Below are 19,038 nucleotides of genomic sequence, written 5' to 3' on the forward strand. Positions count from 1 at the left end.
ACAAACATAATTTACCATCCATTCCAAGCGACTTAATTCCCTAATTTCCGCTAGGACTTTCACAAAAATTCAGGTCTACTCTTATTTGCCTACTTCCCTTAAACTGAAAATACAGAATAATCAAACGGATCATTCTTATAGACTACGGATGATTATTCTGAAATAAGAAAAAAGGGATGTGGAATGTGCGTGAAAAAGAAAAATGTGATGACAAGTGTTTTATTGGCTGTCCCTCTTCTGTTTTCAGCAGGGTTTGGAGGCTCCATGGCAAATGCCGAGACTGTCTCAAAGTCAGATAGTGAAAAAAGCTATATCGTTGGCTTTAAAGCTTCTGCCACGACAAACAGCTCTAAGAAACATGCGGTGACTCAAAATGGCGGAAAACTAGAAAAGCAATATCGGCTCATTAATGCTGCACAAGTGAAGATGTCCGAACAAGCCGCAAAAAAACTTGAGCATGACCCTAGCATTGCTTATGTAGAAGAAGACCACAAAGCAGAAGCATATGCACAAACCGTCCCTTATGGTATCCCTCAAATCAAAGCTCCAGCTGTACACGCTCAAGGCTATAAAGGTGCTAATGTCAAAGTAGCTGTCCTAGATACTGGTATCCACGCTGCACACCCTGACTTAAATGTTGCAGGCGGTGCTAGCTTCGTCCCTTCAGAGCCAAATGCCACCCAAGATTTTCAATCACATGGAACTCACGTAGCCGGAACGATCGCTGCCCTTGATAACACAATTGGTGTTCTTGGGGTCGCTCCAAGTGCTTCCCTATATGCCGTTAAAGTGTTAGATCGTTACGGCGATGGACAATACAGCTGGATTATTAGCGGTATTGAATGGGCTGTTGCCAATAACATGGATGTCATCAATATGAGCTTAGGCGGACCAACCGGTTCAACAGCGCTTAAAAATGCTGTTGATACAGCAAACAATCGCGGAATTGTTGTTGTTGCTGCTGCAGGTAATTCAGGTTCCACTGGCTCTACAAGTACTGTCGGCTATCCAGCAAAATATGATTCTACCATTGCCGTTGCCAATGTGAACAGCAACAATGTAAGAAACTCATCTTCTAGCGCAGGTCCTGAATTAAATGTTTCCGCACCTGGTACTTCTATTTTAAGTACAGTGCCAAGCAGTGGATACACTTCTTATACTGGAACATCTATGGCTTCTCCTCATGTAGCAGGAGCAGCAGCGCTTATTCTTTCTAAGAACCCGAATCTATCAAATTCACAGGTTCGCCAGCGCTTGGAAAACACGGCAACACCGCTTGGTAACTCATTCTATTACGGAAAAGGGTTAATTAACGTTCAAGCGGCTTCTAACTAAACAAGTGTGCAAAAAATCCGGCTGGGTCAGCCGGATTTTCTTTATTTATTGCTTTTTCGACGTTTCCTCTTTTTCTGCTGCTTTTTCCATGTCCATGATTCTCTCCATCATTGTCGGATGTCCATAGCGGAATATTTTCACGAGAAGCGGTGGATTGACTTGGGACAGACCTGATTTTGCAAGTTTTTGAAAAGACGTCACCCCCGCCTCCCCATCTTTTGTCAGGTTCACGGCATATTCATCAGCTGCCTGTTCTTGATGCCTTGAAACTGCATTTGTAAAAGGGGACGCCGCAAATGACAGCATGGATACAATGATCAAAAGAATCGGAAGAGCAGCGACATCCTGTGATCCCTTCAGCCGAAATAAGGCGGCTCCCTTTTGATAAAGGTAAAAATAAAGGCGGTCCATTGCAAAGAATCCTGCTAGTGACAGCACTAAATATCCTGCTAGACCAATATAGACATGCTTCATGACGTAATGCCCCATTTCATGCGCCATGATAAATAAAATTTCCTGATCCTTTAGCTTTTGCAACGTCGTGTCCCATAAAACAATGCGTTTATTTTCACCAATCCCAGTTACGTAAGCGTTCATCGTGTTTGTTTTCTCAGACATGTTGACTTCATATACATGATCAGCCGGGATATGCGCTTTTTCTGCAAGGGTTAATATCTTTTTCTCAAGTGCTTGATCCTTTAATGGGTAAAAATCGTTGTATAGAGGATCAATGACGACTGGTTGTATAAAGAAGAGGAAGAGTGTGACTGGGACTGTCAAACACCAGGCATACAGCCACCATAATTTCCTTCTCTTTTGAATGAGCCAAAAGAACACAAGGGCACATAGGGCAAGGAGCGGATATTGAATCCAGAAATCCAGCGTTTGATCTTTTAACCAGCTTGCTGTGCTTTGAGCAGATACTCCGTAGTGTAAGGACAGCTGATAGCCAATCCACTTGATCGGCAATGAAACCAGCATCGTTAGAAGTGATAGCACGAAGACATAAACAAGTTTACTTAAGAATGTGAAACGAGCTGCTGCAAAGCTCCAGTCTGCTAATTTCCGTGAAAACCCTGAAATGAGCAAAAGGAAAAAGACATACCAATCTAACGGTATTGTCATAAAGTACAGCAGGTTACGTATTTTCGAGAAATTCTCACTGATCACAAGCTCATGGCTTGTCATAAAAGTATGAGGGTCTGCACTTGTCCCTTTCACACTTTCAGGAACCGATGAATCACCCATTAGAAACAAATAAAAATAAATAAAAAGACCGTACAATATGTATGCTAACGTTGCAAGAGCTACCCATTTACGTACTCGCACAGGTCAGCCTCCTTTCCATTCCTCTCTTTATTCTAATCACGCACATTTTTGTTTAGAACCTGTCTCATTTGGCTCCATCATAGCATGCCCCATCTGAAAAAGCTTCAGCGAAAAAAATGATTATGCTTCTATAAAATCGGAGAAACTAAAAGTAAAACAGTGAGTTGGAGGATCAAAATGAAGAAAATCCTTGCAGGAATTGTGATCTTTGGACTTCTACTGATCACCTTCTTTTATGTGTTCAGCCGGACGAGTGAAATCTTCGATGAGAATCGAGCAGAAAAGTTATTGCTTTCACCGACAAATCAGTCCATTTCTTATGAAATAGATGATAAAGACACTGCTGAAGATTTAATTGAAGAATTAAACAAAGGCAAACAAACAAGCAATCATCTTAAGAAAAATATAAAAAAACCTGATTATATTGCCAAGGTGATGTTTGGACGAACAAATGGCACCACCTTTCAGCTATGGACCAACCGTTCTCAGGTCGTTTTTTTAGTAGATGGTACGTATTATGAACTGAATCAAAAACAGTCAAATACTTTTCAGAAACAGTTAAAAGAAGCCATTCAAAAAGGAGTCTCTTCATAAGAGACTCCTCAGATTGTTGACAAAGGGCTAAAATGATCTTTATTTTAGCCCTTTGTCTTCTTTTCAGCGTGATTGAAAACCTTTGAAGTCTAGGAAGGACGAGTACCGGAGCGGAGCGAATGAAATATTCGTGAGCACCGGCACGCAGGACTGACAACGAATGCGAGGGTTTGTCTACATGCTGAGAAGTCTCTTCATAAGAGACTCCTTTTTTTATTTACTTTCTTCTGTATGATACTTGTCCTTTAGCGCTCTTCTTAAAATTTTACCTGTTGTGTTCTTTGGAATATCTTCTATGAAATGGATCGTTTGGGGCTGCTTATATTTCGCTAAATAGCGTGAACAATGTGTGATGATGTCTTCTTGATTGATGTGAGCATGTTTCTTAGGGGAAATGTAACAGACGACAGCCTCACCTGTGTTTGGATCTGGCACACCGATGACAACGGCTTCTGCTACAGCTTCATGTTGATAAAGCACTTCTTCTACTTCTCTTGGATAGACATTATAGCCGCCAACGAGAATCATATCCTTTTTTCGATCGACAATATAAATATATCCATCTTCATCTCTTCTCGCCAGATCACCTGTATATAGCCACCCGTCCCTCAGTGCAGCTTCGGTATCTTCTGGCATTTGATAATAGCCTTTCATGATGTTTGGCCCTTTTGCAATGAGTTCTCCGACTTCATTCGGACCGACTTCCTCTCCAAGTTCATTCACGATCTTATTCTTCACATTCATAATATCAGTCCCGACTGAACCCGGTTTTCTTTTTCCATCAAGAGGATTGAAAGCAGTCACTGGGGAAGCCTCTGATAATCCATAGCCCTCCAGCACCGTGACTCCGAACTTTTTCTCAAAGCCGTGTAGTAAGGCAACAGGCATCGAGGCACCGCCTGATATACAAATCCTCACTGATGTCATCGCTTCATCATGTCCCTCTTGGCGGTATAAATAGTTATACATGGTTGGAACACCAACAAATAGCGTGGGTTTTTCTTTTTCCATCATGCGCAAAAGCTCTGATGGGCTGAAATGCGGCAGGACATAAATGGTCGCGCCGTGAATCAACGGTGCATTCATACAGACCGTTAAACAAAATACATGGAACATAGGTAAAGCGGCGATGACCTTGTCCCTTTTATCAATCGATAGGTACTCAGCAATGTCTCTGGCATTTGAATAAAGGTTGAAATGAGTCAGCATCGCACCCTTTGGTTTTCCTGTCGTGCCAGATGTAAATAAAATAACTGCAGTATCGTCACGCTGAATGGAAGGATGTGTCACTTCTGGTGCACGTCCAGACACAAGCTTTCCAAAGAAGACAAGACGATCAGATACTTCTTTGAAACTTGATCTGCACGCAGATTCATTTTCTGCACAAATAATCACTCGTTCAATAGAGGGAAGCTGTTCATACACCTGCTCGTATACTGGCAGAAGCTGATCAGGTGCAACAATGCCTTTTACATCACCTGTGATCAGCATATATCCAATTTCACTTGGCGTGTATGTTGGATTGACAGGTACAACGACAAGCCCTGCCTTCAATGCCCCAAAAAAAGAAATGACGAAATGCGGTGAATTTCCTAAAATAAGCGCGATATGATCCCCAGCTTGAAACCCTTCGTTGACTAAGCCATCTGCAAAACGCTCAATACTTGTCATCAGCTCTCGATAGGTCCACTTGTTTCCTTCAAAGATCAGTGCGATGTTTTCTCCCTTGGTCATCGCAGTCTGCTCAAGATTTTTGATCAAATCCATTCTCCCACCCCTTATGCGTCGTCAATGAATGAATAGCCATTCATTTTATGACCAAACATTCCTCCTTCCTATTATAATAGACAATCGAAAAAATCCACAAGATCAAATGTTCATCGCTTTCATTTCTTTCAATCAAAAAAAGCACCGCTATCTCTAGCTGTGCTTGTCCCGTGCTTAATAAATCAAATCAAGAAAATCTTCTTTTGATACGTTGCCGAAATAGTGGCGCATATCCATATCCTCTAATACATCGCTGATGGTTTTACGATCATATTGTTGTCCGATGAGTCTTTTTTCAATATCGGCAATATCCCCTACGCCAAAGAAGTCACCAAAGATCTTACAGTCTTGGATCATGCCTTTTTTCACCTCTAATCGCAGATCAATCGAGCCAGCTGGGAACCGCTTGGAGTGTTGCAAATTAAACTTAGGTGAACGGCCGTAGTTCCATTCCCATTTTTGATATCGATCCCGGGAAATTTCATGAATCTTTTGCCAATCCTTATCAGTCAGTTGATATTGAGGCACGTCCCCATCCGTATCAAAAATATAGCTTAAAAGAATTTTTCTAAATTCTTCTGTTGTCATTTTTTGATCCATCAGTTCACTAATATTCGCGACCCTGCTTCTAATGGATTTAATGCCTTTAGATTCAATCTTTTCTTTTTTTACATTTAATGCAGAGACAACATGTTCAATTTCTGAATCAAATAGCAGTGTGCCATGACTGAAAATACGTCCTCGTGTGGCGAACTGGGCATTTCCAGAAATTTTGCGTCCATCTGCCATGATGTCATTTCTGCCGCTTAATTCAGCTTTGACGCCTAGCTTTTCAAGTGCTTTGATGACTGGCTCCGTGAACTTTTTAAAGTTATGGAAGCTGTCCCCGTCATCTTTTGTGATAAAGCTGAAATTTAAGTTTCCTTTGTCATGGTAAACTGCACCACCGCCGGATAAGCGGCGAACCACTTTGATTCCGTTGTCTTCCACATATTTTGTATTGATTTCTTCTATTGTATTTTGGTTCTTTCCAATAATAATGGACGGCTGGTTGATGTAAAACAGCAAATACGTTTCTTCTGGATCTAAATATTTTAAGCAATACTCTTCAATTGCCAGATTAATCATTGGATCAACATGTTGTTCGTTATCGATAAACAGCATCTCTATCTTCCTTCCTTGTTCCATCTAAGCCCGGAATGGGCAAGCTGTATACTGCCAGTATATAACGCCTGTGCTTCATTGACTAGGTCTTTATGCCGTCCGAAATGAGGCAGATGGGTGATGATGAGCTCCCCAACATTTGCTTCATTTGCTATCTTCCCTACTTCAGTGCTGTTCATATGTCCTGCACCTGATCCGTCTTGCCTGGCGTAAAAATTGCTCTCGGCAATGAGCAGATCTGCATTCTTGCTAAATGGGATAAATGCGTCCTGATAGCTTGAATCCGCTGTATACACCACCACAGCATCATCTGCCTGAATTCTCATGGCATAGCATTCTGCCGGATGAACCGTTTTCAAAAAATCAACTTGAAATGGACCCACTTGAATGCCTTCTGCTGGATGATAAGGCTTTGCCTTTGTATGTACATCATCAGAGAGCCGCCTAAATGCTTCTTGATCACCTGTATGTCCATAGATCGGAAGTGGACCGCTGCTTTTCCCTAAATGATAACCCACTAATTTCGCATATTGGAGAGGTCCGATATCTGCAATATGATCGTGATGATAATGAGAAAGGAGAACAGCATCTAGTTCTTCTATATCAATGGTTTGCTGAAGCTTAGAAAGAACTCCGCTCCCGCAGTCTACAAGCAGCTGGAAACCATCTGATTCAAACAGATAACCTGATGTCGCTTCACCGGCTGCTGGAAACCCTCCGTAGCATCCAATCACGGTTAATTTCATCGTCATTCTTCCCTCCTTTTGTCAAAATCCCCTTCTTACAATATACCCATTTTTCATAGAAAAAGCATTCTTCTTGCCTATTGTTACAAAACAGATTGACAATTATCAATCTGTTATAATACAATGATAACAACAAAATGTATTGGAGGATGACAAATGCTAGGAAAAATCACTGAGTTTTTTAGAAATTTGCCCTCGAAGAAATGCACAAAATGTGGAAATGATTTAATGGAACAGCACGAGTGTTATGGTAATGAATGTGAGGAATGCTCACAAGTAAGTTATCTTAAATAAGGAAATAAATTGAATTAAAAAGCACTTTTTTCCTCCATCGTCAGTTGGAGTTAAAAGTGCTTTTTATTTTTTCTGAAAAATAGGTAAAAAGGTAAAACCCTTGTCGCAAAAGGGTTTTTTAGTATTTTCATATGATGACTTTTAGTTCTGAAGACACTTTTTATTGACTTGAAACAATGAAGGAGGTTCTAAATGTCCATTTTTTCAAACAATTTTGTATTTTCTTAATATAATTTAACCGTGGACGAACCTCTTTAATTTTAGTTATACTTTAATTCATATATTAAAACTTAATATGATGGGAATATTCCTTTGATGAATAAGTAGGGAGGAAATCTATGAAAAAATTAAAATTTGGATTAGCTACACAAATCCTAATCGGTCTTATTCTCGGTGTCGTTGTTGGTGCGATCTTTTTCGGTAACCCAGGTGTCGAGACATACTTAAAACCAATTGGAGACTTCTTCTTAAGACTCATTAAGATGATTGTTATACCGATTGTCGTCTCTAGCTTAATTTTAGGTGTTGCAGGTGCCGGTGATGGTAAAAAAGTAGGGAAGCTCGGTTTTAGAACCATTCTTTATTTTGAAATTATCACAACATTTGCGATTGTCCTTGGTCTTGTGCTTGCTAACTTTGTTCAACCTGGTGCAGGCGTTGACTTTGGAAATACGGAAAAACAAGATATTAGCCAGTATGTTGAAACGGAAAAAGAGCAAAGCAGTAAATCAGTTGCTGATACGTTCCTTCATATCGTTCCAACGAACTTCTTCCAATCATTGGCGGAAGGTGATTTGCTTGCGATTATTTTCTTCACTGTGTTATTTGCACTTGGCGTTTCAGCCATTGGTGAACGCGGTAAACCAGTGCTCGCCTTCTTTGAAGGTGTATCACATGCCATGTTCCATGTCGTCAATGTTGTGATGAAAGCTGCACCATTTGGTGTCTTCGCACTCATTGGTGTGACAGTTTCAAAATTTGGCCTTGAATCTCTGATTTCATTAGGTAAGCTCGTAGGTCTTGTTTATTTTGCGCTGGCTCTCTTCCTTATCGTTGTATTCGGAATTATTGGAAAGATGATCGGCGTCAATATTTTCAGATTTCTTGCTTACATGAAAGACGAAATGCTTCTTGCCTTTAGTACATCCAGCTCTGAAACAGTTTTACCAAGAGTTATGGATAAAATGGAGCGCATCGGATGTCCAAAGGGAATTGTCTCTTTCGTTATCCCAATTGGTTATACGTTTAACCTGGACGGCTCCGTCTTGTATCAAGCCATCGCTGCGCTTTTCCTTGCACAGGTATATGGCATTGACCTCACGATCGTACAGCAGCTTACACTTGTTCTTGTGCTGATGGTGACATCAAAAGGAATGGCTGCCGTTCCTGGTACTTCATTTGTCGTATTACTCGCAACACTAGGAACAATCGGTGTACCCGCTGAAGGTCTCGCATTTATTGCAGGTGTTGACCGTATCATGGATATGGCGCGAACTGTTGTCAACTTAACAGGTAATGCACTTGCAGCTGTCGTGATGTCTAAATGGGAAGGGCAATATGACCCTGAAAAAGGACATCGTGTGATGACTGGACAAGATGTTCCTGAGCCAACACAACTTTCAAGCTAACCAAAAAGAACCCCAATAGCTGGGGTTCTTTTTTTATGCTGTGATTAATGTTGATTGAACATAATGATAAAGAAGATTAGCTGTATGGATAAGTGAATCTTCATGTGTTCTTTCAAAGGCATGCGAGGAATCAATGCCGGGACCTATCAGTCCATGAATGATATCATGTCCTGCTCTAATTGCTGCTGACGCATCAGAGCCATAATAAGGATAAATATCAAGGCGGTAATCAATTTCATTCTCTTCTGCTAATGCTGCTAAATGCTTGCGTAATCCGTAGTGATAAGGACCGCTTGAATCCTTCACACAAATAGACACACTATATTCATCCGTTGATTGACCGTCGCCAATGGCCCCCATGTCTACTGCCAGGTATTCCACCGTTTCTTCTGGAATATTCGAGTTTCCGCCGTAGCCAATTTCTTCATTATTTGAAATTAAGAAGTGTGTCGTATGTGGCAAAGTAATGTTCTCTGTTTGAATCCGGTGGATTAAACGCAGCAATAACGCCACACTTGCCTTGTCATCAAGATGTCTTGATTTAATAAAGCCTGAAGACGTCACTTCCACTCTAGGATCAAACGAGATAAAGTCTCCTACTTGAATCCCAAGTGCTTTGACATCGTCTGCATTTTTCACCTTTTCATCGAGGCGAATCTCCATATTTTCTTGGTTTCGTTTCGCTTTTCCAGCATCCTCATATACGTGAACGGACGTTTGATGCATGAGGATTGTTCCTGTGTATGTATGACCTGATGCTGTTTCAATTTCACAATACTCGCCTTCTATCGAGTTATACTGAAAGCCCCCGATGAGTGCAAGACGAATTCGGCCATTTGATTTTATTTCCTTTACCATCGCACCGAGCGTATCGACATGCGCTGTCAGCATGCGGTGTTCCTCGTCATCTGTTCCTTTTATTGTGGCAATTAATCCGCCTTTTCGATTACGCTTTGTCTCAATATTCAAATCTTGTAAAAAACGTTCAACAAAGCCGATCACCTTTTCTGTATTCCCTGATGGACTTGGGATTGATACGAGCTTTTGAATAAGCTGAATCGTTTCGTTTACTTCAGTCGTCATTCGGCATTTCCTCCTTTGTCTGAAAGCAATTCCTTCCATGTATGCCTTTTTCAGCATCTCTTCTTAAAATATATCTCTTCGGGTTCCTGATGTCTAATTTCTAATAGAAAAATCCTTTCTCTATGAAAGAGAAAGGATTCATTTATTAAGCTTCGTCTTGTTTCATTTTTCTTATGTTCCAAGCAAAGTATGCTGTTGTTGCTGCCATCATGATGATGGCAACTGTTCCAAGGACCGCTGCTTGGTGCCATAAATAGCTGTCATCACCGCTTGCAATGATCGTTCTAAATCCGTTGATTGTATACGTCATTGGAAGCAGACTATGAATGACTTGGAAGAATTTTGGTACGAGCTCCAGCGGGAATGTACCCGCACTTGCTGCAAGCTGAAGAACCAAGATAATGACAGCGATGAAGCGCCCTGGGTTCCCCATTGTTGTCGCCAGCAGCTGAATGATCGCTAGGAACGTCAGACTGACGACGATCGCAAAGAGATAGAAGCGCCAGAGACTCTCCACCTCAAGACCAAGTCCAAAGATAAGCATGGTGCTTGCAATGACAGCCTGTAAGATACCGACAAGCAGGAGCACACTATATTTGCTGACAAACCATTCAAACGCATTTCTAGGGCGTCCAGCAGGGTCTTTCATTGGGAATACAACGGTGAGCATAAGAGCCCCTACAAAGAGTCCCATGGATAAGATATAAGGCGTGAGCCCTGTTCCGTAATTATCAATCTTTTTCGCTGTATCGTTTTCTGTTTTGACTGGACTCGCAATCATATTGTAATTGTCCTGATCCGCATCAATTTCACCTGTTTCATCTGCGGCGCTTTTCAATTTATTGGACAGCTTCCCTGTACCGCTCTTTAAGTCGCCTAATCCTTTATCAAGCGATTTTGAGCCTTCAGCAAGCTTAGATGAGTTGCTTTGGATACTCGTTGAACCACTTTCTAGCTTATTTAACGCTGCGCTAAGCTGGCTTGAACCATTTGCAAGCTTATCCGCACCACTTTTCGCTGTATCAAGCTTTCCATTTGCTGTTTGCAGGCCTTCTTGTAATTGCCCTTGACCTGTTTGAAGCTTAAGTGCACCTTGATACAATTTATTCGTACCAGATGTCATTTGATCAATGGCATTTTGTATCGCAACTGTAGATGTGTATAGCTGTTCTGTTTTATTTGGCAGCTGCTTTACTTGCTGCAATTGTGCTTTTGCCGAAGCAACCGCAGATTGAACTTCACTAGCATCGGGCAGTTCCTGCAAGGCCGCTAAGCTTTGCTCAAGTCCAGACAGGTCAGGCAGTTCAATTTTAGGAAGGCTTTCGAGCTGATCCATTGCCGCCTTTTTCTCTTCATCTGTCATTGAGCTGTTTTGAATAATACTTTTTACTTTTGCATCTCGATTAGAGAGCGCTTCTTTTACTTTTAAAGAAGCCAGTTTTGTATTGAACGCTTTTGCATCAGTTTTCACCTGATCTAGTTTAGGCGCCATCTTTTCAAGGTTCGCTAATTCTGGTGAAGACAATACTTTTTCTACTGCTGCAATTTTTTCCGAAAACGACTGTGCTTTATTGTTTAGCTGCTCAATGCCTGCTGTGAATTGCGGCATTTTAGAGGCAAGCTGCTGATGTCCTTCAAGGCTTGTATTTAGCCCTTCACTCAATGTATCAATTCCTGAGCCAAGTTCTCCGAATTTCTGGTCGATGGTTTGATATCCAGTTAATAGCTGGCCAAGCCCGCTGTCAAGAGATTGAATCCCTGTGTTCAGTTCACCCATTTTCCCTGCGAACTGATGAACACCTTCACTATATGTTAACGTTCCTTCAGCCAATTTCGCCAGATTGTCTTTTAACTTTTGACTGCCTTCTTTTGCGCTTTTTGTTCCGTCATCAATTTTCTTCGCACCATCGCTTGCTTGATCTAATCCTTTTGCAATGGTTTTGAAGTTATCAAAGATGACCTCTGCATAATTTTCTGTGACTTCCTTTGAAACCGAATCTTTTAATTTGATAATGGCATTATTTGCAATTTGTGACGCAGCGTAGTTTGCGCCTGGATTTGTATAATATTTCAAATTCGATTTTTTCGGATGTTTATCTAGCACTGTACTTGCATTTTTAGAGAAATCTTTTGGTATTTCTACAACGAGATAATAGTCCTCGTTATTTAATCCTTTGATGGCCTTTTCTTCACTATCAACAAAGTGCCATTTAAAACTATCGTTCTTCTTCAATTCCTTCACTAAATCATCGCCGACTTGAAGCGTTTTGCCATCATAATGACTGCCTTCATCCAAGTTGACAACCGCTACAGGTAATTGATCAACTGTACCATATGGATCCCAGTAAGCCTTTAAAAATACACCACTATAAATCAGCGGAATAAATAAGACAGCTAAAATCGGGATCAGTAGTTTTTTGCTCGTCACAATGTCTTTCCATTGATTCCGAATTAAATTCATTGCTGTTTTCCTCCCATAGATGAATGACTAAATTGACAATTTGGTCATTTGAACTCAAAAAAAATTACGTTGTTGTAGAAAGCCCTTTTAGTACATAAAGCTCCAATGATTCGGCTACTTCTTCTTTTGTTAAAGGCTCGTATCGCTTCTCCCAATCAAAAATAAGTGCAATATATAGTTTCACCATCACAAATGCAGTCAATTCAGGATCACAAGGCTTAATGTCGCCTTTTTCAATCGCTTCTTTTACTTTTGTTTTAATATAGCGAATGATCATTTGCTCCATTTTTTCAATCATTTCCTTGACCGCGGACGTGCCAAGCTCCGCATTTTCCTGAAAAATTTTAATTGTGAGCTGGTGGTTTTTTCGAAATTCCAATATTGCAAAGAGTGCTAAGTGAAGGTTTTCAGAGAAACTATTCTTCTCATCAATTGCCTCGTCAGCAATTTTTCTCATCTCCATTAAAAGGGAAGTGAAAATTTCATCAAACAGCTCTTCTTTGTTTTTGAAAAAGGTATAAATGGTTCCTTTTCCGACATTGGCAAGTTTCGCCACAAGGTCCATTGTGGTCGCTTTATACCCGAATTGAGTAAATGCCTTCGTGGCCCCATCTAAAATCATTTGTCTCCTATCAACACTCATGATCTCACTCCCGAAATGACTATTTGAACGTTTTGGTCATTAAGTACAGAAAGTAATATACCATATCCTTTTCTAAAGATGCAACTAATTTGTTCACTTTTATGATTCACAATTCTTTTCTTATCATACGAACATGAAAAACTCCCTTTCCATGACAGAAAAGGGAGTTTGTTTTTATGAAAATAGGTAAGAAACAGCCTCAGAGATGGCGGCTTTTCCTTGATCAATACAATCAGGGATTCCGACACCTTCAAAAGCAGCACCTGCGATATAAACACCAGGATATGATTGCTTAAACGTTTCACGCATCTTCGAAATCTGCTGTTGGTGACCAACATGATATTGCGGCATACTGGTTTTCCAGCGAGTCACCGTTGTCAGTTCTGGATCTGCTTTAATATCCATGATTTTCTTCAAATCTTCCAGCACGATGCTGACGATTTGATGATCAGACTGCTCGACAATCGATTCGTCGCCAGCTTTCCCTACATACGCACGCAATAGCGTTTTTCCTTTAGGAGCTGTATGCGGCCATTTTTTATTCGTCCACGTACAGGCTGTAATAGAGAAATCACTGTTTCTTGAGATGACAAAACCTGTGCCATCATATTCATTATGAACATCCTCTTCTTTAAAGCCAAGAGCAACCGTTGCTACAGAAGTGGATATCATGTCATGCAAGTAATCAAGCCCTGCTTCTTTTGGAAACATGGAATAGATCGATTGATGCGGCGTAGTGACAATGGCTGAATCTGCAAAAAGCGTTTGACCGCTATCTAATTGTACACCATAGCCTCCATCTGTTTTTTCAATCTGCTTCACTTTTGTCCCTTTATAAATCGTCGTCTGCTTGAGCTTACTTTCTACCGCTTCAACCAGGGCTTGCAGTCCTTGATTGATTGTTTGGAACTGTCCTTGTTTTTTTGCTGTCACTTGCTGCGCTTTCGCATGCTGCTGTGATTTTTTCATCCCAAGAATCAAACTGCGATGCTTTTGTTCCGTTTGATAAAACTGCGGAAAGGTAGACATTAGGCTAAGGCGATCAATGTCACCTGCATAAATACCTGATAGAAGAGGCTCGATTAAATTCTCAACGACTTCATCGCCCACACGTCTTCTAAAAAATTCACCAAGTGACTGATCTTCTGTCTGCTTGCTCTTTGGTAAAACGAAATCCATCGCCGCTCTCGCTTTTCCTGCAACTGAAAAAAGACCTGTTGTGATGAATGGGCTGATTTGAGTTGGAATACCCATGACAGCACCCTTTGGCATCGGGTGAAGGGTTTCATTGACTAATACATACGCTTGCCCTGTTTCATTATTGACGAGCTGATCCGACAGACCGACATCCTTTGCCAGTTGCGGTCCACTGACCTTTCTTTCTAGAAATGAATCAGGTCCACGTTCAATGATGTAGCCATCTTTATATAATGTTTGTATTTTTCCACCTAGCCTAGGACTCGCTTCAATAAGAGATATTTGAATAGGGAGACCTTTTTCTTCGATTTCCTTTTCCAAATAGAAGGCGGCGGCTAAACCAGTAATGCCACCGCCAATGATGACAAGGTGTTTTTGATTGTCATGCATAGGATCGCCTTCTTTTATATGATTACTTGCTTTCGTCAAGCTTCTTTAATACGACTGTCGCCAGCGCATCAATAAATGCTGGTTTCGCATTTGGCATTTCTGGACGATAGTAGGCTGCACCGATTTCATCTGTCACGACTTTACATTCATAATCATTATCGTATAACACTTCAAGATGATCAGCGACAAAACCAACAGGCACATACACGAACGTTTTATAGCCTTTTTGTTCGAATAAGTCCCGCGTTAAGTCTTGCACGTCTGGTCCAAGCCACGGATCAGGCGTATTACCTTCACTTTGCCAGCCAATTTCATAATGTTCAATTCCTGCACCGCCCGCAATCATTTTGGCAGATTGTGCGAGCTGATCAGGGTATGGATCTCCTGCTGCAATAATTTTTTCAGGAAGGCTGTGTGCAGACACAATGAGCACCGCCGATTCTCTTTCTTCTTGACTCATGGATGCATACGTATCTTTCACTTGTTTCACCCAATAGTCCACAAACTTCGGTTCATCATACCAGCTTTCAACAGAAGTGATCTTCAGATTACCAAGCTTATCTGCCTCATCTTGTGCACGTTTATTATACGATTTCACACTAAAGGTTGAGAAGTGCGGCGCAAGGACGATACTCACAGCTTCTGTGATGCCGTCTCGATGCATTTCAGCAACCGCATCCTCAATGAAAGGCTCGATATGTTTTAAGCCAATGTAGACATGAAATTCAATATCATCTTGGATGTCATTCAAATGATCACACAAACCATTTGCCTGCTGTTCTGTAATTTTTGATAAAGGAGAAATACCGCCGATTGCCTTGTAGCGATCCTTTAAATCTTGCAGCATCTCTGGCTCAGGCTTTCTGCCTCTACGGATATGTGTATAGTAACGCTCAATGTCTTCTTCTTTATATGGGGTGCCATATGCCATGACAAGAAGACCCATTTTCTTTTTCTCCACAACCAACACTCCTTCAGATCATTTGAAATAGTTTAGATGGATGTTTTTTTATGTTTAGCCGAATAGTCGTGAATAAAATCTGTCAGCTTCTTTAACGTATCTGGTGAAACATCAGGAAATACCCCATGACCTAAGTTAAAGATGAAGTGATCTGATTTCATCCCTTGATCTAATATATCTTTTGCTCTTTCTTCAATCACTTCCCAAGGAGAAAGTAAGATGGTTGGATCAAGATTCCCTTGTAACGTTTTTGTGAGTCCTTCTTTCCTCGCTTCGTCTACACTCATACGCCAATCAAGCCCAACGACATCAAGCGGCAGGTCATGCCAATCTTTCGCCAGATGGCTTGCACCAACTCCGTACATGATCATTGGTACGTTTTCAGACTTCAGCTCTGTGAAGATCCGCTGCATGACAGGCTTAATGAATGTCCGGTAATCTGCTGCATTTAAAGCGCCAACCCATGAGTCGAAGATTTGAAATGCACTGATACCTGCTTTTACCTGGGCGCGTATGTACGTGATCGTCATATCAGCTAATTTGTTCATGAGCAACATCCATGTCTCAGGCTCACTGTACATGAGTGCCTTCGTTTTATGATAATTTTTAGATGGACCGCCTTCAATCATGTAGCTTGCCATCGTAAATGGTGCACCAGCAAAACCAATGAGCGGAACATTTAGCTGCTCCTTCGTCAATAGCTTGATTGTATCAAGCACATATGGCAGGTCTTCTTCAGGATGAAGTTCCCCAAGACGTTCTATATCTGCTTTTGTCCGAATGGGTGAATCAATCACAGGTCCAATTCCATTTTTAATTTCAACGTCCACTCCAATAGCCGGAAGCGGGGTCATAATATCTTTATATAAAATAGCGGCATCTACACCATATTGTTCTACAGGAAGTCTTGTTACATAAGCACATAGCTCTGGCTGATGCGTAATTTCAAATAGCCCGTATTTTTCTTTGAGGGCACGATATTCAGGCTGTGAGCGTCCCGCCTGTCTCATGTACCAAACAGGTACATGGTCTGTTTTTTCCCCTTTGCACGCCTTTAAGAACGTGTCATTAAAAGCTTTCGTTTTTCCCATTACCTTTCATTCCACCTTTCGCCCCACACTCTCTTTGTATAAGGCTCAAACACTGCTTTTACTATACCGCTTTTTCAAGGCACGGTATACTAAAGCGGCTCAATGTTCAAAAAATCGCCGAATATTAACGTCCAAAAGTCTCTGGCTTGATATAAGAACTGCCTTCGCCTTCTTCTTTTGTTTGGGTATTGTATGGAACAACCTTATACTGCGCATCTGAAAACACATTGGCATACGGCATTGTGTAGCTGCCCACGCCAGTCACTGAGTCGATCAGCGTCTCGCTTCCATTTCTCTTTTCATAGATGCGATATTCAACCCGTTTATCCTCCTGTTCGTCCCAAGACAGCTCCAATGTAAACAATCCTTTGATTTTAAAGGCATAGCGGGCTTCAAATCCTGATAGTCCTTCTAAATGGATCGGTGATTGAAGTTCTTTAACCCCTTCTGGCTTTTTGAATGTTTCATTGGTGATTTGGGCTGTCGTTAAAATATCTTTAAACAACTGCACTGGATACTGACTGCCGCCAGTTAAATAGTGACTGTTATCGGTTTTGTCATATCCCATCCAAATCGCACCCGTTGTACTAGGTGTGTAACCAGCAAACCAAGCATCTTTCGTTGCACCTTTCACACCTGAATAGGTGGTTGTTCCTGTTTTACCTGCTAAGTCTCCAGCATAAGAACCGCTCTGAGCTGTCCCGCCTTTGACGACTTGCTGAAGCATTCTCGTCATATTCCATGCGTTTTGCACACTAAACACTCGCTCTTGCTTGTTTCGATTCTTCTCAACAGTTTCCCCTTCATCATTTGTGATTTTCTGAATAAAGAAAGGCTTTTTATACACGCCTTCATTTGCAAATGTATGGAAGGCTCCAGCGATCTGCAATGGAGAAACCCCTTTTTCTAAGCCGCCAAGTGCCATGGCAAGTCCTTTATCTGAAATCTCTATTCCCATTTTTTCAAGATAAGATTTAGAGGTGTCAATGCCAAGCTGACTTAACGTCCACACAGCAGCTGTATTTTTACTCTTCATCAGGGCATCCACCATCGTGACCCTGCCTTCATACTGTCCATCGTAATTCTTTGGTGAATAGCCGTCATAGCTTTTTTCTTTGTCTTCAAGCAGTGAATAAGGCCTGAATTTTTTCTCCTGCATCGCCGGACCATACACCGCGATCGGCTTGAAAACAGATCCAGGCTGTCTAACAGCCGTTACCCTGTTATAGCCTCTTGCTTGATATTCTCGTCCTCCAATGGCTGCTTTTACTCCACCAGACTCGTTATCAATAAACACGGCACTGCTTTCCGGAGAACCGCTTTTTCCCGGGAAATAACGGTTGTTCTTCATCGCATCATAGGCGACTTTTTGTAAGTTCATATCGATCGGGACGGTAATGGTATAGCCGCCTTGAAGCAATTGCTCATGTGAAATGGCATACTCTGATTCTGCTTCTTTAATGATGAGATCGACATAGCTGTCCACCCAAGGCGTTTCTGATTTCTTTTTCAAATGGATGCCGAGTGTTCTCCCTTTTGCTTCTACTGTTTCTGTGGATGACAAATATCCTTGTTCATTCATTAAATTCAGGATGGTATCTCGCCTTTTTTTATTTTTATCAGGATGTAAAACAGGCGAGTAAGAAGACGGTGCCTTTGGCATAGCAGCAAGTGTAGCACCTTCGCTGACAGTTAAGTCTTTGACATCTTTACTAAAATAATAATTGGCTGCCGCCTGAATCCCATAGACGCCATGGCCAAAGTAAAGCTGATTCAAATACATCTCAAGCAGTTTATCCTTTGAATAATCTCTTTCTAAATTAATAGCAATAATGACTTCTTTTGTTTTTCGAAGAAAGGTTTTATCGTTTGTGAGAAAAATATTTTTTGCGAGCTGCTGGGTAATCGTACTCCCGCCCTCTACCTTTCCTCCTGCTAATATATCTCGATAAACCGCTCTTGAAATAGATTGTGCATCAATTCCATGATGCTCATAAAAACGCTTGTCCTCGACAGCAACAAAAGCTTTCGCTACTTTATCAGGTACCTCCTTTAATGACACAGGGTCCCGATTTTCTGAATACATACTTGTGAGTTCTTTTCCATTCTGATCAATGATTTTTGAGGAAGCGTGAAAAACAAGCTTCTTCTCATCTATGACATAATGTCCTAAAAATAAAATGGTCAGATAGCCAATAAATGAAAGCACGAGTGTACTTCCTGCAATGACTAACGGAATGATTATCTTCTTTTTCTTCACATTAGGTCACCTCATTCCTTTATACGGATAGTATGGGATGTATTGCTTCATAATATGTTTTATGGATTGACTACCAAAGAATTATATATCATTCT

At 41.1% G+C, this 19,038-nt stretch carries 15 protein-coding genes; 4 read left to right on the plus strand and 11 right to left on the minus strand.

All coding sequences use genetic code 11. The features are described from left to right. The first annotated feature begins 189 nt into the window (after positions 1-189). The gene (locus C6W18_RS12975; protein ID WP_189318088.1) at positions 190-1,335 is read left to right on the plus strand and encodes a serine alkaline protease SapB; all 1,146 of its coding nucleotides are present in this window, start codon (positions 190-192) and stop codon (positions 1,333-1,335) included. A 45-nt stretch (positions 1,336-1,380) separates the two neighbouring features. On the opposite strand, the gene C6W18_RS12980 is transcribed toward C6W18_RS12975, so the two are convergent. Further along, the gene (locus C6W18_RS12980; protein ID WP_105927811.1) at positions 1,381-2,664 is read right to left on the minus strand and encodes a M48 family metallopeptidase; all 1,284 of its coding nucleotides are present in this window, start codon (positions 2,662-2,664) and stop codon (positions 1,381-1,383) included. A gap of 177 nt (positions 2,665-2,841) precedes the next feature. On the opposite strand from C6W18_RS12980, the gene C6W18_RS12985 reads away from it, so the two are divergent. Continuing rightward, positions 2,842-3,258, plus strand: coding sequence for a YhfM domain-containing protein (locus C6W18_RS12985; protein ID WP_105927812.1), 417 nt, complete (start codon positions 2,842-2,844; stop codon positions 3,256-3,258). A gap of 213 nt (positions 3,259-3,471) precedes the next feature. Here C6W18_RS12985 and C6W18_RS12990 read toward each other — a convergent pair whose 3' ends face one another. The 3 genes from C6W18_RS12990 to C6W18_RS13000 all read right to left on the minus strand — a co-directional run bounded on the left by C6W18_RS12990 (position 3,472) and on the right by C6W18_RS13000 (position 6,935). Continuing rightward, positions 3,472-5,025: a fatty acid--CoA ligase family protein gene (locus C6W18_RS12990; protein ID WP_105927813.1), complete on the minus strand. Its 1,554-nt coding sequence runs from the start codon at positions 5,023-5,025 to the stop codon at positions 3,472-3,474. A gap of 174 nt (positions 5,026-5,199) precedes the next feature. Continuing rightward, positions 5,200-6,189 (minus strand): lipoate--protein ligase, encoded by a 990-nt coding sequence (gene lplA, locus C6W18_RS12995; protein ID WP_034323669.1) that lies wholly within the window; start codon positions 6,187-6,189, stop codon positions 5,200-5,202. A 2-nt stretch (positions 6,190-6,191) separates the two neighbouring features. After that, positions 6,192-6,935 carry an MBL fold metallo-hydrolase gene (locus tag C6W18_RS13000; protein WP_189318097.1) on the minus strand — a complete coding sequence of 248 codons (744 nt, stop codon included), beginning with the start codon at positions 6,933-6,935 and terminating at the stop codon, positions 6,192-6,194. Positions 6,936-7,091: 156 nt separating this feature from the next. On the opposite strand from C6W18_RS13000, the gene yhfH reads away from it, so the two are divergent. Both yhfH and gltT read left to right on the plus strand, forming a co-directional pair. After that, complete coding sequence (yhfH, locus tag C6W18_RS13005) at positions 7,092-7,229, plus strand: protein YhfH (RefSeq protein ID WP_008359029.1); 138 nt, start codon at positions 7,092-7,094, stop codon at positions 7,227-7,229. A gap of 338 nt (positions 7,230-7,567) precedes the next feature. Further along, on the plus strand, positions 7,568-8,857 hold the full coding sequence (gltT, locus tag C6W18_RS13010; protein ID WP_034323671.1) for a glutamate/proton symporter GltT: 1,290 nt from the start codon (positions 7,568-7,570) through the stop codon (positions 8,855-8,857). 33 nt (positions 8,858-8,890) lie between these two features. Here gltT and C6W18_RS13015 read toward each other — a convergent pair whose 3' ends face one another. The 7 genes from C6W18_RS13015 to C6W18_RS13045 all read right to left on the minus strand — a co-directional run bounded on the left by C6W18_RS13015 (position 8,891) and on the right by C6W18_RS13045 (position 18,943). Beyond that, positions 8,891-9,940 carry a M42 family metallopeptidase gene (locus C6W18_RS13015; protein ID WP_034323674.1) on the minus strand — a complete coding sequence of 350 codons (1,050 nt, stop codon included), beginning with the start codon at positions 9,938-9,940 and terminating at the stop codon, positions 8,891-8,893. Between the two features lie 145 nt (positions 9,941-10,085). After that, positions 10,086-12,401: a YhgE/Pip domain-containing protein gene (locus C6W18_RS13020; RefSeq protein ID WP_105927815.1), complete on the minus strand. Its 2,316-nt coding sequence runs from the start codon at positions 12,399-12,401 to the stop codon at positions 10,086-10,088. A gap of 64 nt (positions 12,402-12,465) precedes the next feature. Beyond that, the gene (locus C6W18_RS13025; RefSeq protein WP_034321451.1) at positions 12,466-13,044 is read right to left on the minus strand and encodes a TetR/AcrR family transcriptional regulator; all 579 of its coding nucleotides are present in this window, start codon (positions 13,042-13,044) and stop codon (positions 12,466-12,468) included. A 174-nt stretch (positions 13,045-13,218) separates the two neighbouring features. Continuing rightward, positions 13,219-14,631 (minus strand): protoporphyrinogen oxidase, encoded by a 1,413-nt coding sequence (hemY, locus tag C6W18_RS13030; RefSeq protein ID WP_034321454.1) that lies wholly within the window; start codon positions 14,629-14,631, stop codon positions 13,219-13,221. A gap of 22 nt (positions 14,632-14,653) precedes the next feature. Next, positions 14,654-15,592, minus strand: a complete 939-nt coding sequence (hemH, locus tag C6W18_RS13035; protein ID WP_105927817.1) for a ferrochelatase — start codon at positions 15,590-15,592, stop codon at positions 14,654-14,656. A gap of 32 nt (positions 15,593-15,624) precedes the next feature. Next, complete coding sequence (gene hemE / locus C6W18_RS13040; protein ID WP_034321460.1) at positions 15,625-16,683, minus strand: uroporphyrinogen decarboxylase; 1,059 nt, start codon at positions 16,681-16,683, stop codon at positions 15,625-15,627. 124 nt (positions 16,684-16,807) lie between these two features. Beyond that, positions 16,808-18,943 carry a transglycosylase domain-containing protein gene (locus tag C6W18_RS13045; RefSeq protein WP_105927818.1) on the minus strand — a complete coding sequence of 712 codons (2,136 nt, stop codon included), beginning with the start codon at positions 18,941-18,943 and terminating at the stop codon, positions 16,808-16,810. Positions 18,944-19,038 lie beyond the last annotated feature (95 nt).

This window comes from Bacillus sp. LLTC93, assembly GCF_002993125.1.
Classification (GTDB): domain Bacteria; phylum Bacillota; class Bacilli; order Bacillales; family Bacillaceae; genus Bacillus; species Bacillus zhangzhouensis.